The organism is Auritidibacter sp. NML120636, assembly GCF_003185945.1.
GTDB lineage: Bacteria > Actinomycetota > Actinomycetes > Actinomycetales > Micrococcaceae > Auritidibacter > Auritidibacter ignavus.
Genome location: NZ_QHLO01000014.1, coordinates 26,314 through 51,316, shown reverse-complemented (window position 1 = coordinate 51,316; position 25,003 = coordinate 26,314). Strand labels below are relative to the sequence as shown.

26 protein-coding genes are annotated in these 25,003 nt (G+C 59.5%); 12 read left to right on the top strand and 14 right to left on the bottom strand.

Annotated elements, in window-relative coordinates:
* Nucleotides 1-188: 188 nt before the first annotated feature.
* The 4 genes from DCC25_RS10360 to DCC25_RS10345 are packed head-to-tail and all read left to right on the top strand — an operon-like array spanning nt 189 to nt 3,140.
* A complete protein-coding gene (locus DCC25_RS10360) occupies nt 189-1,151 on the top strand; it encodes an NADPH:quinone oxidoreductase family protein (RefSeq protein WP_110101623.1) in 963 nt (320 codons plus the stop codon).
* The gene (locus DCC25_RS10355) at nt 1,148-1,669 is read left to right on the top strand and encodes a thioesterase family protein (RefSeq protein WP_110101622.1); all 522 of its coding nucleotides are present in this window, start codon (nt 1,148-1,150) and stop codon (nt 1,667-1,669) included. Before DCC25_RS10360 ends, DCC25_RS10355 begins: the two co-directional genes overlap by 4 nt.
* 51 nt (nt 1,670-1,720) lie before the next feature.
* On the top strand, nt 1,721-2,482 hold the full coding sequence (gene fabG, locus DCC25_RS10350; RefSeq protein WP_110101621.1) for a 3-oxoacyl-ACP reductase FabG: 762 nt from the start codon (nt 1,721-1,723) through the stop codon (nt 2,480-2,482).
* Complete coding sequence (locus DCC25_RS10345; protein ID WP_199445918.1) at nt 2,475-3,140, top strand: HAD family phosphatase; 666 nt, start codon at nt 2,475-2,477, stop codon at nt 3,138-3,140. The genes fabG and DCC25_RS10345 overlap by 8 nt, the downstream gene beginning before the upstream one ends.
* Here the strand turns inward: DCC25_RS10345 and DCC25_RS10340 are convergent.
* On the bottom strand, nt 3,128-3,592 hold the full coding sequence (locus tag DCC25_RS10340; RefSeq protein WP_110101619.1) for a MaoC family dehydratase: 465 nt from the start codon (nt 3,590-3,592) through the stop codon (nt 3,128-3,130). The two genes, DCC25_RS10345 and DCC25_RS10340, sit on opposite strands and share 13 nt — an antisense overlap.
* Nucleotides 3,593-3,760: 168 nt before the next feature.
* Between DCC25_RS10340 and DCC25_RS10335 the strand changes: the two genes are divergently transcribed.
* From DCC25_RS10335 to DCC25_RS10320, 4 genes are all read left to right on the top strand, one after another.
* A complete protein-coding gene (locus DCC25_RS10335) occupies nt 3,761-5,311 on the top strand; it encodes a class I adenylate-forming enzyme family protein (RefSeq protein ID WP_110101618.1) in 1,551 nt (516 codons plus the stop codon).
* 73 nt (nt 5,312-5,384) lie between these two features.
* Nucleotides 5,385-6,560: an acyl-CoA dehydrogenase family protein gene (locus tag DCC25_RS10330; protein WP_110101617.1), complete on the top strand. Its 1,176-nt coding sequence runs from the start codon at nt 5,385-5,387 to the stop codon at nt 6,558-6,560.
* Nucleotides 6,557-7,627 carry an acyl-CoA dehydrogenase family protein gene (locus DCC25_RS10325; protein WP_110101616.1) on the top strand — a complete coding sequence of 357 codons (1,071 nt, stop codon included), beginning with the start codon at nt 6,557-6,559 and terminating at the stop codon, nt 7,625-7,627. Before DCC25_RS10330 ends, DCC25_RS10325 begins: the two co-directional genes overlap by 4 nt.
* 72 nt (nt 7,628-7,699) lie before the next feature.
* Nucleotides 7,700-8,329, top strand: coding sequence for a TetR/AcrR family transcriptional regulator (locus DCC25_RS10320; RefSeq protein ID WP_110099242.1), 630 nt, complete (start codon nt 7,700-7,702; stop codon nt 8,327-8,329).
* A gap of 148 nt (nt 8,330-8,477) precedes the next feature.
* Here DCC25_RS10320 and DCC25_RS10315 read toward each other — a convergent pair whose 3' ends face one another.
* From DCC25_RS10315 to DCC25_RS10265, 11 genes are all read right to left on the bottom strand, one after another.
* Nucleotides 8,478-9,707, bottom strand: coding sequence for an acyl-CoA dehydrogenase family protein (locus DCC25_RS10315; RefSeq protein WP_110099243.1), 1,230 nt, complete (start codon nt 9,705-9,707; stop codon nt 8,478-8,480).
* A 22-nt stretch (nt 9,708-9,729) separates the two neighbouring features.
* The gene (locus tag DCC25_RS10310; RefSeq protein WP_110101615.1) at nt 9,730-10,569 is read right to left on the bottom strand and encodes an SDR family oxidoreductase; all 840 of its coding nucleotides are present in this window, start codon (nt 10,567-10,569) and stop codon (nt 9,730-9,732) included.
* Nucleotides 10,569-11,387 (bottom strand): enoyl-CoA hydratase-related protein, encoded by an 819-nt coding sequence (locus tag DCC25_RS10305; protein ID WP_110099245.1) that lies wholly within the window; start codon nt 11,385-11,387, stop codon nt 10,569-10,571. The genes DCC25_RS10310 and DCC25_RS10305 overlap by 1 nt, the downstream gene beginning before the upstream one ends.
* Nucleotides 11,384-12,589, bottom strand: a complete 1,206-nt coding sequence (locus DCC25_RS10300) for an acetyl-CoA C-acyltransferase (protein ID WP_110099246.1) — start codon at nt 12,587-12,589, stop codon at nt 11,384-11,386. The genes DCC25_RS10305 and DCC25_RS10300 overlap by 4 nt, the downstream gene beginning before the upstream one ends.
* Nucleotides 12,590-12,613: 24 nt before the next feature.
* On the bottom strand, nt 12,614-13,618 hold the full coding sequence (locus DCC25_RS10295) for an NADP-dependent oxidoreductase (protein ID WP_199223149.1): 1,005 nt from the start codon (nt 13,616-13,618) through the stop codon (nt 12,614-12,616).
* A gap of 105 nt (nt 13,619-13,723) precedes the next feature.
* On the bottom strand, nt 13,724-14,569 hold the full coding sequence (locus DCC25_RS10290; protein WP_110101614.1) for a hypothetical protein: 846 nt from the start codon (nt 14,567-14,569) through the stop codon (nt 13,724-13,726).
* Between the two features lie 80 nt (nt 14,570-14,649).
* Nucleotides 14,650-15,357: an ABC transporter ATP-binding protein gene (locus DCC25_RS10285; RefSeq protein ID WP_110101613.1), complete on the bottom strand. Its 708-nt coding sequence runs from the start codon at nt 15,355-15,357 to the stop codon at nt 14,650-14,652.
* A gap of 6 nt (nt 15,358-15,363) precedes the next feature.
* Nucleotides 15,364-16,164, bottom strand: a complete 801-nt coding sequence (locus DCC25_RS10280) for an ABC transporter ATP-binding protein (RefSeq protein ID WP_110101612.1) — start codon at nt 16,162-16,164, stop codon at nt 15,364-15,366.
* Nucleotides 16,158-17,177, bottom strand: coding sequence for a branched-chain amino acid ABC transporter permease (locus DCC25_RS10275; RefSeq protein ID WP_110101611.1), 1,020 nt, complete (start codon nt 17,175-17,177; stop codon nt 16,158-16,160). The genes DCC25_RS10280 and DCC25_RS10275 overlap by 7 nt, the downstream gene beginning before the upstream one ends.
* Complete coding sequence (locus DCC25_RS10270; protein ID WP_110101610.1) at nt 17,174-18,040, bottom strand: branched-chain amino acid ABC transporter permease; 867 nt, start codon at nt 18,038-18,040, stop codon at nt 17,174-17,176. The genes DCC25_RS10275 and DCC25_RS10270 overlap by 4 nt, the downstream gene beginning before the upstream one ends.
* Before the next feature lie 37 nt (nt 18,041-18,077).
* On the bottom strand, nt 18,078-19,313 hold the full coding sequence (locus DCC25_RS10265; protein ID WP_158524781.1) for an ABC transporter substrate-binding protein: 1,236 nt from the start codon (nt 19,311-19,313) through the stop codon (nt 18,078-18,080).
* 224 nt (nt 19,314-19,537) lie between these two features.
* Here DCC25_RS10265 and DCC25_RS10260 point away from each other — a divergent pair, with 224 nt between their 5' ends.
* Both DCC25_RS10260 and DCC25_RS11250 read left to right on the top strand, forming a co-directional pair.
* Nucleotides 19,538-20,932, top strand: coding sequence for an aldehyde dehydrogenase family protein (locus tag DCC25_RS10260; RefSeq protein WP_233488075.1), 1,395 nt, complete (start codon nt 19,538-19,540; stop codon nt 20,930-20,932).
* A gap of 2 nt (nt 20,933-20,934) precedes the next feature.
* Nucleotides 20,935-21,336 carry a hypothetical protein gene (locus tag DCC25_RS11250; RefSeq protein ID WP_146206456.1) on the top strand — a complete coding sequence of 134 codons (402 nt, stop codon included), beginning with the start codon at nt 20,935-20,937 and terminating at the stop codon, nt 21,334-21,336.
* On the opposite strand, the gene DCC25_RS10255 is transcribed toward DCC25_RS11250, so the two are convergent.
* The gene (locus DCC25_RS10255) at nt 21,252-22,634 is read right to left on the bottom strand and encodes an amidase (protein WP_110101607.1); all 1,383 of its coding nucleotides are present in this window, start codon (nt 22,632-22,634) and stop codon (nt 21,252-21,254) included. The genes DCC25_RS11250 and DCC25_RS10255 overlap by 85 nt on opposite strands.
* A 44-nt stretch (nt 22,635-22,678) precedes the next feature.
* On the opposite strand from DCC25_RS10255, the gene DCC25_RS10250 reads away from it, so the two are divergent.
* Together DCC25_RS10250 and pheA are read left to right on the top strand one after the other, a co-directional pair.
* Complete coding sequence (locus DCC25_RS10250; RefSeq protein WP_110101606.1) at nt 22,679-23,005, top strand: rhodanese-like domain-containing protein; 327 nt, start codon at nt 22,679-22,681, stop codon at nt 23,003-23,005.
* A gap of 6 nt (nt 23,006-23,011) precedes the next feature.
* Nucleotides 23,012-23,932 carry a prephenate dehydratase gene (gene pheA / locus DCC25_RS10245; RefSeq protein ID WP_110101605.1) on the top strand — a complete coding sequence of 307 codons (921 nt, stop codon included), beginning with the start codon at nt 23,012-23,014 and terminating at the stop codon, nt 23,930-23,932.
* On the opposite strand, the gene DCC25_RS10240 is transcribed toward pheA, so the two are convergent.
* A complete protein-coding gene (locus DCC25_RS10240; protein ID WP_158278504.1) occupies nt 23,912-24,991 on the bottom strand; it encodes a diacylglycerol kinase family protein in 1,080 nt (359 codons plus the stop codon). The two genes, pheA and DCC25_RS10240, sit on opposite strands and share 21 nt — an antisense overlap.
* Nucleotides 24,992-25,003: the final 12 nt, after the last annotated feature.

Here is a 25,003-nt window from a genome sequence, read left to right as displayed (position 1 = left end):
GCTAACCCAAGTTTTCGCGCTCAAACTAGCTGAGGCACGACACTGCAGCCACGCGACCTCTCGCGCTCACGATCTGTGAGGCACGACTTACCCTTCGCGCTCAGTTTGACATGAGGCACTACGCCCGTCCACATTCTTTGATACACCCCATTATTGAATCTGGACTCAAGTTCATCTATGTTTGGTGTATGCGTGCGATACAGATCACACAACTAGAAGGACCCGAAGCCATCGAATTTAACGAGGTCGATGACCCCGTTGTCACTGACCCCGATAAGGAAGTACTGATCCAGGTCAAGGCCGCCGGGGTGGCCTTTCCAGAACTGCTTCAAACGCGCGGGCAGTACCAGATGAAGCCTGATTTGCCGTTCATCCCCGGAGCCGAAGTCTCCGGCGAAGTCCTCGACGCCCCCGAGTCCACCGGACTGGTTCCCGGAGACCGCGTGGCAGCGCTGTGCTTGCTCGGTGGGTTCGCCGAGAAAGTCACCGCCCGGGCTGACCTGACCTTCAAACTCCCGGACAACATCAGCTTTGAGCAGGGGGCAGCCTTTTTGTTCAACTACTGCACCTGCCAGTTCGCGCTCCGCCGTCGCGGGGCGATGAGCTCCGAGGACACCGTCCTCGTTCACGGTGCCGCCGGCGGTATCGGTACCTCCGCGATTCAGATCGCCAAAGCTTTCGGCGCTCGCGAGGTGATTGGCGTGACCTCCACCGAAGAGAAGGCCGAGATCGCCCGCGCGGCCGGCGCCGACCGTGTGGTGAACTCCGAGAATTTCCTCGAGGAACTCGGCCGGTCTTCCGTGGACATTGTGGTGGACCCGGTTGGAGGTGACCGCTTCACCGACTCGTTGCGCGCCCTGAAGCCGGAGGGTCGACTATTGGTTATCGGCTTTACCGCCGGTTCCATCCCCGAGGTCAAGGTCAACCGCCTGCTGCTGAACAATATTTCGGTGGTCGGTGTCGGCTGGGGTGCCTTTGGGCTGAACAAGCCCGGCTTTATTGCCGAGCAGTTCGCCGATATGGAAGAGCACCTGGCCGCCGGTCGTCTGGTGCCACCGCTCGGCCCGGTCTTTGATCTCGCTGAGGCCAGCAAAGCCCTACAAGTTCTGGAAACGCGCACCGCGACCGGAAAGGTGGTCCTGCGCGCATGAGCACCGAGGCATCCTCCCAGCGCATCTACATTCCCACTCTCGATGAGCTGGGAGAGCTCGAGCAGGTTTATTCTGTGACCGCCCCCGAACGGTGGCGTGACTACAACGATCACGTCAACGTCTTGGGGCACTACGAGTTCTTGATGCACACCCTGCACTACGGTCTGATGTCCATGGGCATCACCCCCGACTACATCCAGACCCATGGACGCAGCACCTTTACGCTGGAACAGCACGTGACCTTCGCCCATGAAATCCAGATCGGTGCCAAACTCGGTGGCTATGTGCGCCTAGTGGACCGCAACGCGAAACTCTTGCGCGGTGTGGCCATTGCTGCGAATCTCACCACCGGCGAGGTGGCCTCGATGGCCGAATTCGCCGATATTCACGTCGATATGTCCACGCGGCGGTCGACCGCCTGGAATGACGAGCTCGGTGACAAACTCGACCAGCGACTGGCCCACGATCGTCAGCTCAGCTGGCTGGCACCGGATTCCGGTAGCCTGAAGCTCCGTTAGCCCCCGACCCCTGGTTTTCCTCGATTCCAACTCGATTTGAAGGAGTACCCCATGTCCACTACTGAACCACGCGTTGCCATCGTTACCGGTGCCGGTCGCGGCATCGGTGCAGCCATTGCCCAGCGTCTGGCCTCTGATGGCCTGAAAGTTGCGGTGCTGGATCTGGCCGAAGAGCAGTCCCAGAAGACCGTCGATGCCATCACCTCCGCCGGTGGCCAGGCCCTGGCCGTCGGCGCTGATGTCTCCGATGAAGACTCGGTCAAGGCCGCTGTTGCCAAGGTTGCCGATGAGCTCGGCGCCCCGACCGTGCTGGTCAACAACGCCGGCATCATCCGCGACAACCTGCTGTTCAAGATGACCGTGGACGACTGGGATGCCGTGATGGGTGTGCACTTGCGCGGTACGTTCCTGATGTCGCGCGAAACCCAGAAGCATATGACGGAGGCTGGCTTCGGTCGTATCGTGAATCTCTCCAGTGTTTCAGCCTTAGGCAGTCGTGGTCAGGCCAACTACTCCGCTGCCAAGGCTGGTCTGCAGGGCTTTACCAAGACCCTGGCGATCGAGCTGGGTAAATTCGGTGTCACCACCAATGCAATTGCCCCCGGTTTTATCGAATCGGATATGACCGCTGCCACGGCCGAACGCATTGGTATCAGCTTCGACGAATTTATTGAAAAAACCGTTGCGCAGATCCCGGTTGCCCGCAGCGGTAAGCCCGACGACGTTGCCCACCTGGCCTCCTTCCTGATTTCCGAAGGCGCTGGCTACGTGAACGGTCAGGTTATTTATGCAGGTGGCGGTCCCTTTGACTAATCAGCGGCCGACACCATCTGATGGTGCCAGCTCTGGTCAGTACTCTGCCGTGATGTTTGACTTCGGCGGAGTGCTGACCACCTCGTTGCTGGCAGGATTCCAAGCGTTCGGAGACAAGTACGGTAACCGTGACCTGCCGTTGAAGATCCTGGGTACCAAAGGATCCGCCTCTGCCAAGTTGCTCGGTGCCCACGAAGAAGGTCGCATCTCCGCGGCCGAATTCGAACAGGGCTACCACGAGGAACTGGCGGAGCACGGACTGCAGGTGCCTGATCGCGGGACCATTGAGGAGATACAGTCTTACCTCCACCCGGACCGGGAGACCATCGATCTCGTGGCAGAAATTCGTCAAGCCGGTATCCCTACCGGCTTGCTGTCGAACTCGTTTGGCGACAATACCTATGCTGGCTTTGAACTGGAGTCCATGTTCGATGCGGTCACCATCTCCGGAGTCATTGGTGCACGCAAGCCCTCACGCGTGGCATACCTCACCGCCTGCCAGAAGCTCGAGGTAGCTCCTGAGCAGACGGTGATGATTGACGATCTTCAGCATAATCTCGATGCAGCGGCCCGGTTGGGGATGGGAGCCATCCGCCACACCGATGCCGCCAGCACTCGCGCTCAGCTGAGCGACTTACTGAGTAATTACTCTGTGTAACGTCCCAGGGCCTCGGCAACACAAACCGGCTTTTCAATACCTTCGGCCTCATACACCTGCACGGTGGTGACCTGGGCTGAACCCTCGCCGACTTCTTCCACTGAAGAAATTGTCGAGGTCACGCGAATTCGGGTCCCCACCGGTAGGGGATGGGGGAAACGGACCTTGTTATATCCGTAGTTCAAGGTGTGGGTAAAGCCCTCCAGCTGAATCAGCTGCTCAGAGAAATACGGGCCCAGCGACAGCGTGAACAGCCCGTGAACAATGGTGCCACCCAACGGGCTGGCCTTGGCTCGTTCGACATCGATGTGGATCCACTGATGATCTTCGGTGGCATCGGCGAAAGCGTTGACTTTATCCTGATCAACCGTGTACCACTCCGTAGGGCCCAGTTCCTTGCCCTGGAGTTCTTTCAGTTCGGCGATCGAGCTGACGGTGGTGACTTCTACCATCGTGATATCTCCTTCTCGTAGGTGAGCTATATCACCTTCATGTTAAGTGAACCTGAACTCGGATTCAATGGATCATTTTTCTCTTGCGCAGTTGTCTTGAATCTGATCTCAAGTTCGATATAAGCTAGGTGAGAGGTAGATCACATCTTAATGTGGAGAAGGACCGCCATGACCAATTTGGTAGACATCATCTGGAATCACGCCCAGCAACAACCTGAAGCCAACGCCTTGCGTGAAGGGGTCGATGAGGCCGAACGTATCTGGTCGTATGACCGGCTCGCTCGCAACATCAGCGGTGTGATCCCCGAATTTCAGCGCCGTGGCATCCAACCGGGGGATCGGGTTCTTTTCGTGGTACCCACCTCAGCGGAGTTCGTGCTGGCCTATCACGCCTTGGCTGCGCTGGGCGCTATCGCGGTGACCGTCAACGCAGCCTGCACCGCTCGCGAACTGCAGTACTTCATCGAGGACTCAGAACCTGTGCTGGCCTTGGGGTGGAAGGAAGACGGCAAAGGTTTCGAACAACTCGAGAAAGCTGCCGAGGCCACAGATGTCTCCACCTGGCTCCTGGAGCCTGGGGTTTTTGACGATCTGGTCGCCGACTCCCTGGCTGATCCCGCCGATCTCGCCGATGGAACCCCGATGGCTATTCTGTACACCTCCGGGACCACCGGACGTCCGAAAGGTGCGGTGCTGACGCACAACAACATCATGGCCTGCGGTCGCATGGCCGCAACCACCAACGAGTTGGGCTCCTCGGACAGTCTGGGCACGGGGTTGCCGATGTTCCATGTGTTTGCACAAGTAGCGGTGATGCACACCGTCTTTCATGGCGGGGCAAGCTTATCGCTACTTCGCCCGTTCACCCCGCACGGGATGATGGAGATGATGGTCAAGCACCAACTCACTTCAGCATCCGGGGTGCCGACCATGTGGAACGCGATGTTGCACGTACCGAATCCCTACCGCCCCGAGGACTTTTCGAACATGCAGAAGGTGACCTCCGGTGGAGCTGCTCTGCCCATCCAGGTGGCTAAGAAGTTCTATCAAGCCTTCGGCGGAGATGTTATTGAAGGCTACGGTCTGACCGAAACCACCGGGTACGGCATCGGAAACCGGCCCCATGCGACCCGCAAAGAAGGCAGTATCGGTCTGCCGGTGGAAGGCGTCGACGTCACCATCTTGGACGATAATGGCCAAGAGCTGGGCGTGAATGAGATCGGTGAGATCGCGCTCGATGGCCCGGTTGTGATGAAAGAATACTGGGGCCGTCCTGATGCGACCGCCGCGACCTTCACCGGTCGCTGGTTCCGCACCGGTGACCTGGGACGGATTGATGAAGATGGCTATGTCTTCATTGTGGACCGGAAAAAGGATTTGATCATTCGGGGTGGCTACAACGTCTACCCGCGCGAGGTTGAAGAAGTGCTCTACACCCATCCGGATGTGGTGGAAGTCGCCGTAGCCGGGGTGCCCGACGAGCATCTGGGTGAAGAAATTGCCGCGGTGATTACCTTGCGCCCCGATGCGACCCCCGATGCGCCCGCATTGAAGGAATGGCTGGGCGAGTATTTGGCGCACTACAAGATTCCGCGGATCTATCATTTCGTGGAGTCGCTGCCCAAGGGGGCGACCGGCAAAATCCTGAAACGCGCCATCGACCGGGATGAGCTCCGTGACCAGGGCGTGCGAGTCTCCAGCGCCCCGCAACGGTCCTAGACCATCTCTAGATGACCGCAATATAGCCCCCCAACGGATACACACAACATAGAGAAAGAAGGGAGAGTGTCTCGTGACTGATCCCGTCCAGCTGCTATCCGAGAGGATAGATCGCCTCCTGGCCGAACACGATACCTCCAATGTTCAAGAATTCCTCGGAGCCCGCTTTGATGCCGGTCTCGCCTGGGTGCATTTCCCTGAGGGACACGGTGGCCTGGGCCTACCGCGCGAGTACAACGACTTCGTCAATGCTCGCCTGGCAGAAGCCGGCGCACCTGGCCCAGATACCAACGGTAACGGCATTGGTCTGGGTATGGTCGCTCCGACCCTGATCGCTAAGGGTACCGAAGAGCAGCAGAACAAGTACCTGCGCCCGCTCTACACCAGCGAAGAAATCTGGTGCCAGCTCTTCTCCGAGCCCGGTGCCGGCTCTGACTTGGCCGCGGTGTCTACCCGCGCGGTGTTGGATGGAGATACCTGGACGGTCAACGGTCAGAAGGTCTGGACCTCGGTGGCCCACCAGGCTCAGCGGGCGATTCTGGTAGCCCGAACTGACATTGAGGTACCCAAGCACGCCGGCATGACCTACTTCCTGGTTGATATGTCAGACCCGGGAGTCGAGGTCCGCCCCTTACGCCAGATCACCGGTGAAGCCGAGTTCAACGAGGTCTTCCTGCAGGATGTGAAGATTCCTGATGCAGACCGTGTTGGTGAGACCGGCGAAGGCTGGCGGGTCGCCAATGCCACGCTGAATAATGAGCGTGTTGCCATTGGTGCTGGGGCCGATCGTGAAGCCGGTCAGATTGGGCTGTTGGCTCGTCAATGGCGGGAGAACCCGCAACTACGGACCCCCGCTGCACAACAAGAGATTTTGCACTGGTGGGTGGAAACCGAAGTCACCCGGCTGGTGGGTGAGCGAGTGCGCCAACAACTGGAAGTTGGTCAGCCCGGACCAGAATCTTCGGCGCTGAAGTTGGCCTTTGCCACTCAGGCTCAGGCGGTCACCGGTGTGGCCCTCGAGCTCGATCCGGATGCAGGCCTGGTCTATGAGGATTGGGAGCTGCGTCGTCCCACGAAGGCAGATTTCTTGGGTCGCGATGCCGGATTCCGCTACCTGCGTGCCAAGGGGAACTCGATCGAAGGCGGTTCCTCAGAAATCATGCGCAATGTGGTAGCTGAGCGCGTACTCGGTCTGCCCCAAGAAGCTCGCCCCGATAAAGGAATTCCCTTCAAGGATGTGCCACGATGACCAATTTGCTGTATACCGAAGATGAAACCGACCTGCGCGATGCGGTCAAAGATGCACTGTCGCGACACTTGAGCTCGGCTGATGTCGCCGATCTCTACGACAACCCCCAGCCCTGGCACACTGCACTGTGGGACGCTCTGGCCGGTGAGATTGGCTTGGCCGGCCTGTTGATCAGCGAGGACCACGGCGGATTTGGTGGCGGACCGCGTGAAGCGGCCACCGTGCTGGAAGAACTCGGTGGTGCTGTGGCACCGGTGCCGTTTTTGACCTCCTCGGTGTTGGCCACCCAGGTGTTGAACCACCTCGAGGCTGGTGACGCGTTGGAACAGCTGGCCAGCGGCGAAAAGACCGCTGCCTTGGTGCTACCGTTCAGCGCTCGTGCTCGACACTGGTCTGCCGTTGAGGCGGGTAGCTCGGTTACCCCGGTAGCCGGTGCCTGGGGTGCGGATTTGCTGTTGGTGCCCTTGGCTTCGGCCGATGGTGTCAACCTGCACCTCATCGAAGCTGAGCAGGCCACCGTTGAACCGGTGACCAGCCTGGATATGTCCCGGCCCCTGGCGACCGTGTCTGGTCTTGGAGAAGGTACCGTGCTGGCCAGTGGCGACCAGGCCGTGGCGGCGGTGGACTTCGGATTGCGCAGTGCCACGGCGCTACTGGCCAGTGAACAGTACGGTGTGGCCTATCAGTGCTTGACCACCACGGTCGAATACGTGAAGACCCGTATCCAGTTCGCTCGCCCGATCGGTTCCTTCCAGGCCATCAAGCACCGGCTGGCCGATCTGTATCTGCAGGTGACCTCCGCACAGGCCGCGGCTCGCTACGCAGCCGGAGTGCTGAACGATGCCGATCAGGATCTGCCCATCGCGACCGCGGTGGCGGCATCCTATAACGCGGACGTGGCGGTCAAGGCTGCTGAGGAAGCCGTCCAGCTCCACGGTGGTAATGGGATGACCTGGGAGTTCCCGATTCACCTGCTTTTGAAGCGGGCTAAAGCCGACCAGCTGGGCTTGGGCACCCCCGGTACCCACCGCGAAGACCTCGCGCCGTTGGTCGATATCACTCTGTAGCGTGCCGCACCTGTTGTAGAGTCGCACAAGTCTACATCGTTCGAACACCATCCCCAGTCCAAGGAGCCACCGATGCCAGAGTCAACGTTAAAGCCACGTACTGCACGCGGTGAAAAGACTCGGGCAGCGCTGTTGCGGGCAGCGCGGGTGGTGTTCGAACGTGACGGCTATTTGGATGCACGGCTGACCGATATCACCGTCGAAGCCGGTTGTTCGACCGGGACTTTTTATACGTATTTCACCTCGAAAGAAGAAATCTTCGAGGCTCTGATGGAAACGGCCAAGAACGAGATGTTGCACCTCTCGGTGGGAGATACCGAAGGTGCCGATCCGGCCGAGGTTATTGAAGCCAGCAACCGCCATTATTTCGAGTCTTACCAGTCCAACGCAAAGCTTATGGGACTAATGGAAGAAGTTGCCCAGGTTGATCCGAATTTTATGAAGCTTCGCTACGAGCGGGGCATGCGTTTTATTGAACGCAATGCCCATTCGATCGAAGAGTTACAGCGACGCGGACTTGCTGATGCCAACCTAGATCCCATTCTTGCCTCTCGTGCGTTGTCTGGGATGGTCTCCCGCCTGGCATACTTCAACTTTGCTCTGAACGCTACGAACTACACCATCGATGAGCTGGTGGCGACCACCACTCGCATGTGGTGTGGCGCGCTCAGCATCGATCACGCCAGCATCGATCAGGACTAAGTTTTTCTTTTCTCTCTGAATCGTTCTTTTTTCTGGTGCCCTGGTGTCTGCGCTGATCGAGGGCACCCATGTCGTTAAACCAAGAGGCCAGAAGCAGAATCCCAGCACGGTGCGGGATCTGATTCTGGCCTCGACTGCCTGCAGGCTATTATTTCGCTACGGTGTCGCGTAGACGCTTGAGTTCCATGCGAGCAATGGTGCGCTTGTGGACCTCATCAGGGCCATCGGCCAACCGCAGGGTGCGCTGAGCAGCCCAGAACTCGGCCAGCGGGAAGTCATTGGTGACACCGCCACCACCATGGACCTGAATCGCCCGGTCGATGACCTTCAAGGCCATGTTCGGGGCGGCCACCTTGATCGCGGCAATCTCGGTGCGCGCCTCACGGTTACCCACGGTGTCCATCAGCCAGGCGGCCTTAAGCACCAGCAACCGGTTCATTTCGATCTCAATGCGAGACTCGGCAATCCAGTCCTGGATGTTGGCCCGCTCGGAAAGTGGCTGACCGAAGGTTTCGCGACTCTGGGCACGAGTGATCATCAGATCTAGGGCACGCTCGGCGGCACCGATGGTGCGCATACAGTGATGGATGCGTCCCGGGCCCAAGCGGGCCTGGCTGATCTTGAAGCCGTCGCCTTCTCCGGCCAGCAGGTCGGTTACGGGAACCTTGACGTTTTCGAAGGTCACTTCTGCGTGACCCTCACGATCCATGTAGCCGAAGACCGGCAGGCCGCGGACTACGGTGACACCCGGTGCGTCGATGGGGACAACCATCATCGACTGTTGGCGGTGCGTATCAGCCTCAGGGTCGGTCTTACCCATCACGATCAGCACACGACATAGCGGGTGCAGGGCGTTGGATGCGAACCACTTACGGCCGTTGAGGATGTAGTGATCACCGTTGCGTTCCATCCGCAGCTGGATATTAGTGGCATCGGAGCTGGCCACCTCGGGCTCGGTCATGCAGAAGGCTGAAGCGATCTCGCCAGCCAGCAGCGGTTTGAGCCAGCGCTCGCGGTGCTCCTCAGTTCCGAACAGCTCCAGAACTTCCATGTTTCCGGTATCGGGAGCATTGCAGTTGGTGGCCTCGGGAGCCAAGCCCGGGCTACGGCCCATGATCTCGGCCAGGGGAGCGTAGTCGAGGTTCGACAGGCCCGGGCTACCCCACTCTTCATTGGCGTGGGGGTGGAACAGGTTCCACAGACCGCGGGATTTGGCTTCGGCCTTGAGCTCTTCCATGATCGGTGGGTGGAAGTTGTCATCCCCGGATTCGTGCATCTGTTGTTCGAAGACCGGCTCGGCTGGGTAGATGTGTTCGTCCATAAAGTCGAGGAGTCGTTGCCGGTAATCCTGACAACGATCTGAGAAACTGAAATCCATGACGTTCTCCTGTTGTGGGGTGTTATGAGTCTGATGTGGTTTCTGCAAGGAGGGTGTCCTGGTACCGGCGCATCCCTTCCATCCAGCGTGGGTAGTCGCTGTTTTTGCGTGAGATATAGGTCTTGAGCTGTTCGTGCGGCAGGATCAAGAAGTCCTTGCGCTCGAGGGCAACCAGGGTATGCTCGGCAACCTGCTCGGGGCTGAGCACTTCGGCGCTGGCGGTCACCGATTGGTGAGCAGCCCGGGAGGCATCATCGGCGGAGGCCAAGTCCATCAGCAGGTCGGTATTGACCCCCAGCGGACAGAGGCAGGAGACGTCGATCCCCTGATGTCCGTAGGTGATCGACAGCCACTCCGCAAATGACACCGCTGCGTGCTTGGTGACCGCATACACGGCCGAACCGATCTGAGTCAGCAGACCGGCCGCCGAGGCAGTGGAGAGGAAATGACCGCTCCCACGCTCGATCCAGTCGGGGACGAAGACCTGCGCTGCCCGGACGTGGGCCATCACATTGATCTCGATGGCCTTATTCCAGTCCTCGTCGCTGACTTCCAGGCCAGCAGCGCCGGCGATGCCGGCGTTGGCAACATAAAGGTCGATGGCTTCGACCTCGAAGGTTTCGTGTGCGGTACGACGGAAGCCTCGAATGTCCTCCAGTGAGGCGGCGTTGCCGGCGACCGTGACAAAACGGTCGTGGTAGGTAGTTGCCAGTGCCTCGGCTTGAGCATCGAGCTTGGTTTGGTCTAGATCGGTGAGCAACACCCGGGCGCCGGCCTCCAACAACGCCTGAGCAAGGGCGGCTCCAATGCCGCCACCCGCGCCGGTGACGATCGCCACCTGATCGGTGAACGGGGTGGTCATTAGTCCATCACCCAGCCCGTGCTGAATTCCGGTGCTTGCTTAGTGACGAAAGCTTCTACCGCGCGTTGGTGCTCTGCGGTCAGGCCGGTGGCTTTGTGCCGGTAGACCTCAGCCTGCATGGCTTCATCCAAGGACACGGTGGGAGCATCCAGCAGGTTCTGCTTGATCGCATGCAGTGCCGGCGATGAGCTGGAGGCCAGTTGCGAGGCGATGGCGATCGCAGACTCATCGATGACCTCGTGAGCTACGATCTGGTTGATCAGACCTGCCTCATAGCACTGTTGACCACGCAACTTCGGAGACAGGAAAAGGTACTCGCGAGCCTTGGCTGGACCCACCAGCTGGTTGAGCAACCACGCCACACCGAAGTCGCCACCGAGTCCCACGTTGGCGAACGCGGTGGCAAACACCGTCTTTTCGCTACCGATTCGCAGATCGGCGGCCAACGCGAGACCAGCACCGGCCCCGGCAAAGGCACCGGGCAGGCTGGCCACGACCGGTTTCGGGAACGAGTAGATCCGGCCGGTGGTGGTGCGCTGGGCTTCCAACTGGGCTTGAGCTGCCTCGTCGTCGATCTCGGTGGCTCCACCACCTTCACCACCCTGCTCAGCGAAACCTTGCACATCGCCACCGGAGCAGAAGGCACCACCGGCGCCCGTCAGCACCACCGCGCCGACGCTATCGTCGGTTGCGAAGGCCTCCAGGGCATCGGCCAGCCCCGTGAGCATAGCGTGGTTCAGGGCGTTGCGACGTTCCGGTCGGTTCAGGGTGATGATGCCGACTCCGTCGCGAATGTCGGTCAGTACTTCTTGACTCATGCGTTGTTCACCTCGAACAGTCCAGCAGCACCCATGCCACCACCGATACACATGGTCACCACGACGTACTGCACACCGCGACGGCGACCTTCCAACAGAGCGTGACCGACCAGACGAGCCCCCGTCATGCCGTAGGGGTGACCAATAGAGATACCGCCACCGTTGACGTTGTATTTCTCGGGGTCGATGCCCAGCTTGTCCCGACAGTACACGGCCTGAGAAGCGAAGGCTTCGTTCAGTTCCCACAGGCCAATGTCGTTGAGATCCAGGTTGTGCTGTTTGAGCAACTTCGGGATCGCGAAGACCGGGCCAATACCCATTTCATCAGGCTTGCAACCGGCCACGGCGATGCCACGGTAGGTGCCCAAGGGAGTCAGGCCACGTTCTTTAGCGACCTTATCGCTGACCAGTACCGAGGCGGACGCGCCGTCGGACAGTTGCGAGGCGTTACCGGCGGTAATGGTGGAGTGCTGGGTGACAGTGCCATCGGGTAGCACCGGATTCAGACCCTGCAGGGTCTCGAGGGTGGTGGACGGACGGTTACCCTCATCCTTGGTAAGCTCAACCTCTTCGGTAGAGGTTTCGCCGGTCTCTTTATTGAGGACCAATTTGGTCGAGGGTAGCGGCACGATTTCGTCATCGAGGCGACCGGCCGCCTGGGCGGCGGCGGTGCGCTCCTGGGAACTCAGTGCGTACTCATCCTGCTGGGCACGGGTTACGCCGTAGCGTTCAGCCACCACCTCCGCAGTGTGTAGCATGGGCATGTACGTATCGGGCACGTTGTCGACCAGCCACGGGTCCTCGGCACGGTAGGTATTCATCTGCTGGTTCTGGACCAATGAGATGGACTCCACGCCACCACCGACGGCCACGTCGAACCCATCGACGATGATTTCCTTGGCTGCGGTGGCAATGGCCATCAGGCCGGAGGCGCACTGCCGGTCCACGCTCATGCCGGCTACCGTGTTCGGCAGGCCGGCGCGCAGAGCAGCCTGGCGGGCGATGTTGTTGCCGGTGGAGCCTTGCTGGAGCGCGCAACCGAAGACGACATCGTCAATCTCTTCGGGTGAAATGCCGGCACGCTTGACCGCCTCCGCGATCGCGTGGCCGGCTAGTTCCTGGCCCTGGGTGTCGTTGAATGCACCCTTATAGGCTCGACCAATTGGAGTCCTGGCGGTGGAAACAATAACCGCTTCTGTCATGATGTGTTGCCTTTCTGCGCAGAATTAGATTTCGAGAACGAGTTTTCCGGTGTTGACGCCCTGGAATAGGCCCAACAAAGCTTCGGGGAAGCCCCGTACGCCACCGCCGACGACGGTTTCGCGGGCAACCAGGGAACCATTGGAGATGTGGGCCGCAATCGCTTCGACCGCCTCGGGGTAGCGATCACGGTAGTCAAAGACCACGAAGCCCTGCATACGTGCACGGAAGACCAGCAGCGACATGTACCGGCTGGGTCCCGGGGCGAGAGTGGGGTCGTTATACGTGGAGATGGCACCACAGATCACCACGCGGGCACCGCGGGCGAGATTGGCGAGACCAGCATCCAGGATCGTGCCGCCGACATTATCGAAGAACACGTTGATGCCATCGGGAGCGACCTCCCTGAGTCGGGACAGAACTTTTTCGTTCTTGTAGTTGATGGCTTCGTCGAACCCGATTTCTGTCAACCAGGCGCATTTCTCCTCGCCACCGGCAATACCGATCACCCGACACCCGCGCGCTTTGGCCAATTGGCCGGCCACCGAGCCGACGGCGCCGGCTGCTGCTGAGATCAGCACGGTGTCGCCATCCTGTAGTTCTCCGACATCGAGCAGACCAAAGTACCCGGTCATTCCCGGCATGCCGAGAGCACCCAACCAGGTGGGTTCAGCGGCCACATCCAGGTCAATGCCTGTTACGCCACGGCCATCGGAGATAGCGTAGTCGGTGACGCCGAACAGACCCTGGACACGATCGCCGGGGGAGAAGTTGGGGTTATTGGACTCGAGAACTTCACCGGTGCCCAACGCGCGCATGATCTCCCCGATCTGTACGGGGGGAACATAGGAACGCACATCGTTCAGCCAGCCACGCATCGCTGGATCCAAGGAGAGGTAATTGACCTTGACCAGAATTTCTGACTCGTTGAGCTCGGTGGGGAGTTCGTGCTGGCGAATCTCCCAGGTCGACTCATCAGGCAACCCCTCGGGGCGCTGTGCTAAATAGACTGACGTCGCGGTGATCGACATAGCTAAGAATCCGTTCTGTTGTGGTCTACATCTCACAGATTAGCCTGAACTTGAGGTCGGATTCAACTATGGGCTGGGACGGAGTATGGAACCTCCGAGGCGGTTTTAAGAGCACTCAGCCAGGGTGTCGTTGCGGAAGCGTTCGCGTAATTCCACCAGTTTCTGCGCATTGGCCTGCCGACCCCCATCGCCGGTGGCCAAAGGGCACCAGGTGATGTTTCCCAAGGCAGAGGTGGAACGCATCAGCGTGCGCAGCTCGGAGGAGTCCAGGCCGTTATCGGCCACCATGTTCTCCTGCATAAGCTCTACTACGTCTTTGGCGACTCCGGGATTGCGTCGCACCTCTGATTCGGACAGGGCCTGGAGCATTCCTGTCATCACCGTTTCGGTCTGTGTCGGGGACATGCCGTGCTCGGTGATGCTGTCGTCTATTAAAGTGCCGACCTGTTTGGGTTCAAGCACGGCGTCCTCGCTGTCAGGGTCGGGAAATCCGCCGGTGATTTCGGCCAGAGGTGCCAGGGCGTTCAGGTCGAGCAACACGACGTGGTCCATGGGAACGTCCACAAGAGTTTCGATGGATGCCACCAGCGTTGAGACTTCACGGGTGGCACCCATGGCTTCACCAAGGGTGAAGGGCTGGTCGGGAACCTTGAGCTGGGGTGGGAAAGCCACCGCTTGGGCATAACGACGAGAATTCGTCAGGTGGACGACGAACAGCGATTGCGCCCGGTCCTCCAAGTTCTCCTCCAGAGCCTCGGAGGTATCGTCGCGGGAGGCTGAGGCAACGAATAAAATATTGATCGGCCCTGGGGTTCCTTCTTCGATCGGGGCCGGGTTGGGGCGTTGATCGGGGAAGGGATCACGCAGGGTATCTAGAGGTTGAATGAGTCCCCGGATGAACTGGTAGGCCACGAAAATGCCAACCAAAAATAGTGCGACCGCGAAGATCATGACCACTACTCTTGATCGTTTTGCCATAGTTCATCAGTTTATACCGTGCCGGGGTCACGGTTAGTGAGGGCACGGGTGGTTCACAGGCCCAAGTACGCCTTCTGAACCTCCGGGTCGTCGCGCAGATCGTGGGCAGGACCTGACAGTACGACGCGACCTTCGGCAAGAACATACCCATAGGTAGCAATCTTCAAGGCCAATCGGGCGTTCTGTTCGGCCAGAAGCACCCCTGTCCCGGACTTGTTAATCTCCGTCACCGCCTCGAAGACTTGCTCAGTGACCAGTGGCGCCAAACCAATGGAGGGCTCGTCCAAAATGAGCAACTTGGGGTTGGACATCAAAGCCCGGCCAATGGCGACCATCTGTTGCTGACCACCGGAGAGAGAACCGGCCGTTTGGTTCCTCTTTTCCTTCAGGATGGGAAAGAGCTGGAATACCCGGTCGAGGAGCTCGTCGTACTCGGCCTTCTTGCTGCGCAACACATAATTGCCCAGACTAAGGTTCTTCATTACCGACAGCATCGGGAACAGATGCCGACCCTCCGGCGATTGAGCGATCCCGGTACGCACAATACGATTCGAACTCAGCGAGACAATGGAACCGCCAAGAAATTCGATGCTACCGGTGTGGGGGCGGATTAGCCCCGAGATCGTCCGGAACAAGGTGGATTTTCCCGACCCGTTCGCTCCTAGGACCAGGGTGAGTTGCCCTTGCTCCGCTCTCAGGCTCACATCGTGTAAGACATCGACCGAATCATAGGCGACATGAATGTTGTTGATTTCTAGCATGATGTTTTAGCCCTCGGTGCTTGGTGTGTTTACGGTGGTTGAGATATCCGACGAATCTGTCCCGAGATAGGCTGCGATGACTTGAGGGTCATTGCGCACGTCATCGGGCGTACCCCAGGCAATTCTGCGACCTCGTTCTAAGACGAGAATTCGGTCGGCCAGACTCATAATCAACGACATTTTGTGCTCAACAAGCGCCACCGTGATACCACTGGAGGAGATTTTGCGAATCAGCTGACCGAATCGTGTGGTTTCTTCTTCAGTGATGCCGGCGGCAGGCTCGTCAAGAAGCAGAAGCGACGGATTTGTCGCTAAAGCCAGCGCGACGGCTGCTCGCTTTTGAACTTCTTGCGGAGCATTCCCAGCGATCTCATCCTTGTAATCGGAAATGGACACGAAGTCGAGAAGCTCGAGAGTTTTGTCCATACTTTCCCGCTCTTCACGCCGAAATCGCGGTGTCCTCAGCACGGCACCCAATAATGTGGAGGAGGTTTGGGCAGCGCATCCCGCCAACACATTCTCAACGATGGTGTTGTGCTCGAAGAGTTTCGTGGTCTGGAATGTGCGGGCGATGCCAGCCTTGGAGGTCACATGGGGTTTGTTGCCGGTAATATCCTTTCCCCGGAACATCACCTGCCCACCACTGGGCTTGTGAAACCCACACAGCAGATTGAAGACGGTGGACTTCCCGGCCCCGTTCGGTCCGATGATCGCGGTGATCTCGCCCTCGTGGATTTCGAAATCGACGCCCTCAACAGCGTGGATCCCTCCGAAGGTTTTTGTTAGGCCACGTACTTCGATCAGCATGAGGAGACACTCTCCTTCTCCGTGTGTTGTGTCGTCTGTGATTGTTGGGGCGCTGCGGTGGTCTTGCGCCGTCGGCGACGCGCGATGAGTTCATTGAGCTTGCCGATGAGTCCTTGTGGCATGAAGATGATCAGCGCGATGATGATCGGGCCGAGGAAGAGGAAACGGTAGGACTGGAAGTCCTGGAAGAGCTCGAACAGCGCCATGACGAGCAATGTGCCGATCAACGGCCCCATCACGGTGGCCATGCCACCCACGAGCAGGAACATCAAGAGTTCGAAGGTTAGGTCGATATGGGCTACCTCGGGCTCGATAAAGCCCTGAGCACTGGCGAACAGACCGCCCGCGGTGCCGGCCAGGCCGGCTGAGGCGGTGAATGCCAGTTGCTTATTGAGCCCAACGTTGATGCCGATGGAGCTGGCCAGATCTTCAGAGGTGCGGATAGCCAAGAGCGTGCGGCCGACATTCGAGGTTTTCAGCGTATAGGTCAGGTAAATGCAGAATGCCACGACGAGTACCATTAAGAAGTAGAACACGGTCGGTTCAGAGAAATCGATGGGCCCAATATTCTCTGGGAACTTGATCCCGCGGACGCCGTCGTAGCCGCCGGTGACGCTGGTCCAGCGGGACAGGACCATGTAAATGATCAACCCGAGTGCCATCGTAAAGACCGCGAAATACGCCTCACGGGTACGCAACGCGAAGAGCCCGGCGATAAATCCAACAACGGTAGTGAGGATCATTCCGACAAAGAATGCACCCCAGAAGGGCCAATCGTGCTCGGCGGTCAGTAGAGCCACCGTGTACACGCCGATCCCGAAGAAACCTGCCTGGGCCAGAGACAACTGCCCGGTATAACCCAAGATGATGTTGAGACCGTAGACGGCGGTGGCATAACACAGCGCCTGAGTGAGTACGCGGAGAAGGTATTGGTTCTCGGTGAGTGCCAGGGGCGCGAAGAGTAATGCGACCGCCACGGCGATCATGCCTATTCCTTGTAGTGTCAGTTTCATCGTGCCCCCTTATGCGCGAAGAGACCAGTGGGTTTCACAGCCAGGACAACCACCAGGAGCACGAAGGCGATGACTTCACCGGCAGCTGCGGAAATGTAGGTGGTGGATAAGGCTTCGGCCACGCCGAGGCCGAAGCCTCCGATGATGGCGCCAGGGATGGATCCGAGGCCACCGAGAATAATGATGGCGAAGACCTTGACCATAATGGTTTCTCCCATGAAGGGGGAGATCGAGCTGACCGGGGCCATGAGGCCACCGGCGATGGCGACCAGCACACCGGCCAGTGCGAAGGTCATCATCGACACTCTGTTGGGGTTGATCCCCACCAGAGAGGCGCCGATACGGTCTTGCTCGATGGCTTCAATCGATTGGCCCGCGGCGGTTTTCTTGATGAACCAGGTCAGAATAATCATGACGACTACTGCGACGAGGACGACCACGATACGTTGCCAGGTCACTTGAGCCTCGAGAATGGTCAGGCGTCCCGTGAGTGGGGAATCCACCCGGTGGAAATCGTTGCCCCATACCTGCTGAACCAGCGCGGTGAAGAAGAACATCGCGCCGGCGGCAGCGATCATGTGATGGGTATGTGGGGAGTCTCTGAGTGGGTGGAAGACAATGCGCTCCAGGACCACGCCGACGAGTCCCATCACGATTGCTGCGCAAATAATGGCTAGCACATAGTGCACACCGACCGAGGTCATGAAGAAGAAGGTCAGGTACGCCCCCAACATGTAGAGGGATCCGTGGGCCAGGTTAGGTATCTTCAAGACACCGAAGACGAGCGTGAGGCCGATTGCTGCCAAACAATAGGCGCCACCGGTTGCTAGCCCGTTGAATAGCTGTTGGACGAGAAGTTCCATGTAAGCTCCTGCTCAATGGGATGGTCTGGGCGCCGGTTTATTGGTTGTCGTAAACAGACCAGTCCAGTTCAAAGTTTTCGTAGTCGCCGTCCTCGTTGATGTAGATGCCGTGGCCAGTACCTGCCACTGACATTCCTTCAGGGGTGACATCGGACGGGAATTCCTGAACGCGGAACGCATCGTCAACCTGGTCAAGGGCTTCGGGGATCGCTTCCCGGATGGCGGTCGGATCGTCGGTGCTACCGGAGACTTCCATGGCGGTGACGATGATGCCCAGAGCCTGGTAGTTCAGGGCGACTTCGGCATTGATCGGCCGCTCGTCGTTGACCCTCTCGGCAAACTTGTCGACGAGAGCATCCGTACCGGGCTCGTCATATTCACGGGTTGGGTTGACGGCGAGTAGATTGTGCAAATTCTCCGGGTCGGTGAACGTTTCCATTTCTTCAATCTTCGCTTGGTCCATGACCAGGAATCCGCCCTCATAACCCTGTTCACGGGCTTCTTCAATCACCAGCGCGGTGGGCTGAGACGGTCCACCGACCAGCAGGACATCCGGATCCTGAGCAATCGCTTGGGACACGTTGGTGGAGAAGTCTGTCACCGAACCGTAGTCAAAGTTGTTGTTGCTGAGCACCTCACCGCCATTTTCGTCCCATGTTTCGGTGATCATGTCGGTCCACTGCTGGCCATATTCACTGGCGGTAGCAAGCAGGCCAAGGGTTTCGGCTCCGTCATCCATGAAGTGTTTGGTGAAAGGCTCTGCGTAGGCCGTGAACGGAACCGGGATCATCATGGTGAGCTCGTTGTCCTGCTGAGTGATCCGTGGATCGGAGCTGTAGGCAGCGAGCAAAAACTCGGACCGGCTGGTGTTGATCTCCTGGGCGGCGTTAATGCCACCAGCGTGCGGAATGACCACGACAGGCGCGCCGTCTTGCTCCACCAGACGCTGAGCGTTGGTTGCTGCGGTGGCCGGCGAATATTCGTCGTCCAGAGAGCGCAGTTCAACGCTGTATTCGGTGCCGTCAATTTCGACACCTTGTTCGTTGAGTTCCTCAACAGCCATTTCAAGACCGGCTTGAACATTTTCACCATAGAGCGCCGCACCGCCGGACAGTGGGCCTGAGTAACCGATGACGATGGTCTCTGAGCCATCGCCTTCTCCGCCACATGCGGTCAAGGCAATTGCGGTCGCCGCGGTGAAACCAAAGAATTTCAGTTTGGTGCTGAATCGACGAGGAGAAAGACGCTTTTGTGAATTCGTGAAGAGTGACATCGCTGATAACCCTGTTCGTGAGAGTGGATGGAGGCCGACGTCCGTCACGCCGGGCGTGAATGACGTCATAAACATGAACTTGATGTCAAGTTAAAGAAGATCGTACCCAGGGCGTTCCTGTGATGTCAATCACAATCATGACGATGTGTCGTGACCGGTTGTGACCCAACGATTTCTCCACCGATTCCGCTCATCTCACAGGGTTAATGGATAGGATGGGCGCCATGAAGGTTTCGGAAGTTCAGGCCCTGGTGGGTCAGCTGCGAGAGGTGACTGCTTCTCGCCGTGCCTATAGTCGACGGTTCCGGTTGGATCAGCTCAAAGGCATCAAAGCGTTGGTGCGCGACCACACTCAGGAGCTGCAAGAAGCCCTGTATCACGATCTGGGCAAAGCGCCCTTTGAATCCACGGTGACCGAGATTTCGGTGATCAAAAATGAGGTCGACTACGCAATTCTGCACGTCAGTGATTGGATGGAGCCAGAATCGGTGCGGATGCCGCTGGCGTATCAACCGGCCACCGGCACGATTCGACCGCGGCCCAAGGGACAGGTGCTGATTATTGGTCCCTGGAACTACCCCGTCCAGCTCGTGTTGGCACCCCTGGTGGCCGCGGTCTCGGCCGGTAACACGGCGGTGCTCAAGCCCTCCGAAAAGGCCCCGGCGACCGCGGACGTGCTGGCCCGGTTGATTCCCGAATACTTGGATCCTTCCGCGGTGGCGGTTGTGCAGGGTGGCGCCGAGGTGGTGCAGGCACTGTTGGCAGAGAAATGGGATCATATTTTTTATACCGGTGGTGAGCGCGTGGGACGGATCGTCTACGAGGCGGCCGCTCAACAGCTAACTCCGGTGACTCTGGAGCTGGGTGGTAAATCTCCGGCGGTGGTCTCCGACGGTCCGGTGGCGACCATTGCTAAACGGCTGGCTTGGGGGAAGTTCGTCAATGCCGGCCAAACCTGTGTGGCTCCGGACTATGTGCTGGCTGTGGGTGATCAGATGCGAGACAAGCTCGAAGCAGAGTTGCCCAAGGTCATTGATGAGTTTTATGAGTCCAGCCCGGAAAGTTCGTTGGATTATGGTCGTCTGATCTCTGCAGAACACACTCAGCGATTGGTTGAGATGTTACAGCAGACTCTCGATGCGGGAGCGGAACTGATTACCGGGGGTGGATATGCGATCGAGGAGCGTTATCTGGCGCCGACGGTGATCTCTCGCGTTGCACCGGACACCGCGGTGATGGCCGAGGAGATCTTCGGTCCGATTCTGCCCATTGTGACGGTGAAGGATATCGATGAGGCTATGGCATTCATTGGTGAGCGTCCGCATCCGTTGGCGGCCTATCTGTTCACCGACCGGGCTCGGGTGCGTCGGGAATTTGAAGAGCGGGTGGTTGCTGGGTCGATGGGTTTTGATGCACCGTTGTTGCAGATCTCGGTGCCGGGGTTGCCTTTTGGCGGTGTGGGTCCTTCGGGGATCGGTAATTATCACGGCAAATACGGTTTCGATACCTTCACCCATTTTCGGGCCGAGGTGTCCAAGACCGATCAGCTCGATACCCTCAAGGCGGTCTACCCGCCTTACGGGTGGGCGAAGAAACAGTTCACCAAGCGGGTGCTGTAGTCATGGCGAAGTCGTGGTACCCCTCCCAGCAGCCGGAAGAGCCGGAGGATCATGACGCCGAGCCGAACGAATGGCTCGATGATCCTGCTCAGCCCGCCGAACGGGGCCTGCCGAGGCGGGGTGAGGCTCACGACGAGATAGCGGAAACGCCCAGCCCGTTCGGTGATAACCCGTACGCGGAGCAACCACTGGCCGGTCCGTGGGGTGATGGTTCACCGCAGGAAACCCTGGCCGGGGATTATCCGGTGATTGCCAATACCCCGACACAGGGCTCGGAGACGGAGACGGATGCCGATCGGTCCTCAGCCCACCGGGGTGATCAACGTTCCTCGTCGGGTTGCTTATTCTTGGTGGCGTTGCTCGGGTTGAGCACCTCCATCCTGGCAGCCAGGGCCAAAAGCTGAGCTTCGGTTCCGGGCCGGCCAATGGCCTGGACGGACCACTGGTCAGTGACCGGAATAGAGATGGCCGGTAGCCCCATGACGTTGATCATCGAGGTATAGGGCGTAAACCGGCACTGATAGTCGTAGTTGGCCTGCGGGTCCAGCTCGCGGAAAGCGCCAATTTTCGGTGGCTGGAAGGCCAACACCGGGGTGAGCACAATATCGGTTTGTCCTAGTTCAGCCCGGGTGTCCTGGGCCCACTGGGTCAGGTTGCCTTCGGCCTCGGCAATCTGGTCGGCGCTGAGGTTGGCGGTACTGGTCAAGAAGTACTCGGCCAAATCGTCCAGGCCTTCGGTGGTGGGCATCGGCGCCCGGTGTAGCCCGGAGGTCCACACAATCTGGAAGTTCTCGTGGTAGCCCGGAAAGTAAATCAGATCCAGCTCGGTGACCAGGTGCTCATCTTGGGTGAGCATGCTGGCCGCTTGGGTCAGGGCCTCGACCGCGCCTCGGGCCAAGGAGATCTGCAGATCGGGGTGGAAGGGGGAGGCGGTCGTCACGCCGATCGTCATCGGGGCTAGGCCTTCAGCACCCTGCTGGACGGCGTGCAAGTACCGGCCCGGTGCTACGGAGGTGGGATCCATGAACGCATCCATCAGTAGTGCCGCATCGGCGGCGGTACGTGCCAGCGGGCCGGTGACACTGAGATTGGTAATCGTCTCGCGCTGATCATCGCAGCTGAGTGTGCCACGGCCGGGCTTCAGGCCGACCAGTCCGGTGGCCGCGGCCGGGATGCGGATCGAACCACCGCCGTCGGTCCCGGGGGCCAGGGGCAACAGTCCGGCAGCCACCGCAGCGGCGGCCCCGCCAGAGGATCCGGTCGGGGTGGTTTCCATATCGCGAGGGTTACGCGCCGGGGGATCGATCAGGTTCTCCGAATACGTCGAGAGCCCGAACTCCGGGACGGTGGTTTTGCCCACTTGCACGGTGCCAGCTTCGGTCAGTAGCTCCGCTGAGGGGTCATTGCTGGGTTCGGGCACGGCATCGGCAAAGACCCGGGAGCCAAACCGGGTGGGCATTCCGGCCACGCGCACCAGGTCCTTGAAGGCAGTTGGGATCCCGTGCAGGGCGGCGCGGTGATCGACCGGTAGCTCGTCGAGGGCGGCCGCACGTTCACGGGCTAGGTCTTCATTCACGTGGCTCAACGCGCCCAGTTCGGGGCGGGAGCGAATCTGTTCCAGGTAGTACTTGGTCACCTCGGTGGCGCTGACGGCTGATGCGCTCAACTGATCGCGAAGTTCCACGGCGGAAAGATGGTTCATGACTCTTACTGTAACGAATCCCGCCGTCTCAGTAGGCTAGGATCATGAGTCTTTTCGAAACTGTTAGTGTCAACGATGTTCCCGATGATGCCACCATCCTGGACGTGCGCGAGGACTATGAATTCCAGGTGGGGCGACCGGTCGGTGCGATCCACGTACCGCTGGGTGATCTACCCGTCCGTTTGGAGGAGTTGGATCCCGACGAGGATTATTACGTGATCTGCCGGACCGGGGGCCGGTCGGCGAAGGCGGCCGAATACCTGGAGTCTCAGGGGTACACGGCCTTCAATGTCGCTGGGGGTAACGGCGCGTGGTTCGAAGCCGGTAAGCCGATGGAAGCTGATGGCGACGCCGAACCGCAGGTGAAATAACCAGCGATGACCGCAGCACAGCGTTATGCCTTCCTGGGGCCGGAAGGCACTTTTACCGAGGCCGCGTTGCGGCAAGTGATCACCGACGACGATCAGGCCGTGGCGGCCGGTTCGGTGATGAGTGCCCTGAGTATGGTGCGCCGCGGCGAGGTTGATGCCGCGGTCGTCCCGATCGAAAACTCCGTGGAGGGCGGGGTCAGCGCGACCCTGGACTCGATCGCGGCCGGTTCCTTGCAGATCTACCGTGAAGTGTTGGTGCCGATCACCTTCGTACTGGTTAGCCCTGACGCCCGCGAGCTGTCAGCAATTCAGGAGGTCACCACCCACTCCCACGCCTGGGCGCAGGTGCGGGGCTGGGCCGAGGAGACCATCCCGCACGCGGAATTTGTGCCGGCCGGGTCCACCGCTGCCGGAGCTCGGGCGCTACACCCCGGACAGGCCGGGGTGTGTGCCCCGCATTTGGCGCAGGAACTAGGACTGCACGTGTTGGCCTCGGCCATTGAGGACACCCCGGGAGCGGTCACTCGATTCGTGGTGGTCTCCGGCCCGGGTAGCCCGGGAAAGCCCACCGGATCGGATAAAACCACCCTGGTGGTGCCACTGCCACAAGATCGTCCGGGTGCGTTGATGCAGATTCTGGAACAGTTTTCCGCCCGCGGGATCAACCTCTCCCGGATCGAGTCCCGCCCCACCGGGGCCGGGTTGGGCCAGTACTTTTTCTCGATCGACCTGGAGGGGCACCTGGCCGATCAGCGCGTGGGGGCCAGTTTGGCTGCGCTGTACCGGATGTTTCCGCAGATCACGTTCTTGGGATCATATCCGCGGGCGGATCGGCGCCACTACCAGATCGATGAGCACTTCAGCGGTGAGGCGTATCAACGAGGTCAGGCCTGGGTGCGTCAGCTGTTAGCACCGGACGCGCAATGAGCCGGGATTGACCGTGGCGGTGATCCGGCGCGCGGTGCCGGTGGCGTCGCCGTCCTGTTGGGAAATCATGGGCTCGGCCAACTCGATCACACATTTTTGACCCTGCATGGTGTCCACGGCGCGCAAGGGCGCGTGATTTTTGGAGATCGCGTTCAGCGCCACCCGGGCCCAGTCCCATAGGTTGCGCGGGGCCAGCAACATCACGTCGAGTAACCCGTCGTAGATACTGGCGTGCGGCACCATGCGGATGCCACCTTGGAGCATGCCACAGTTGGCAATCATCACCGAGCGAACCTTGGATCGACGGGCGGGTTGATCATCAATCGAGACCCAGATGGGTTTGCGTTTGCCCGGTAGCTTACGCATCCCGGCCTCTCCATAGGCCAGCCAGCCGGCGGCCTGTTTGATGCCGTCACGGGTATCGGACATGATCTCAGCGTCGATGCCGGCCCCGGCGATCACCACGAAGGTGGAGGTCAGCACCGATTCGTCGGTGCGTTCCACGGTCAGGTCGATCGTGTCGATCGCGCGAGTGGTGCCTTGCAACGCCAGGCCGACGCACCGTTCGATGTCGTTATAGGGCAGATCGAGATTCCGGGCCAGCAAGTTTCCGGTGCCCACGGGGATAATGCCCAGATCGGCCTCAGTGTCCACGAGCGCCTCGGCCACCGCTCGCACCGTCCCGTCACCGCCGGCCGCGATGACCAGGGACGCGCCGTCGTTCAGGGCGTCCCGGCTGGCCTGGACGCCCGGGTCGTCTTCTTGGGTGGGGTAATGCTCGACCGATTCCACACCTAACAGGTAGGCGGCATGACGTACGGCTGCCAGCACCTCGACCAGCTCCTCCTTATGAGGATTCATCACCACTCCGATATGGCCGGGCACTTGCAGCGCCGTGGAGACCTCCGGTAGCTCGTACACCCGTTGCAATTGATTCATGAGGGCGGTGATGTGTTCCTCACGCTCATGGAGATCCTTGCGCAATTTCAGGGCCCACCCCAACGGTGCGATGGCCCCAACGCCCAGGGCAATGCTGGTGATGATCTGAGCTGGTCGCATAAAGCCCATACT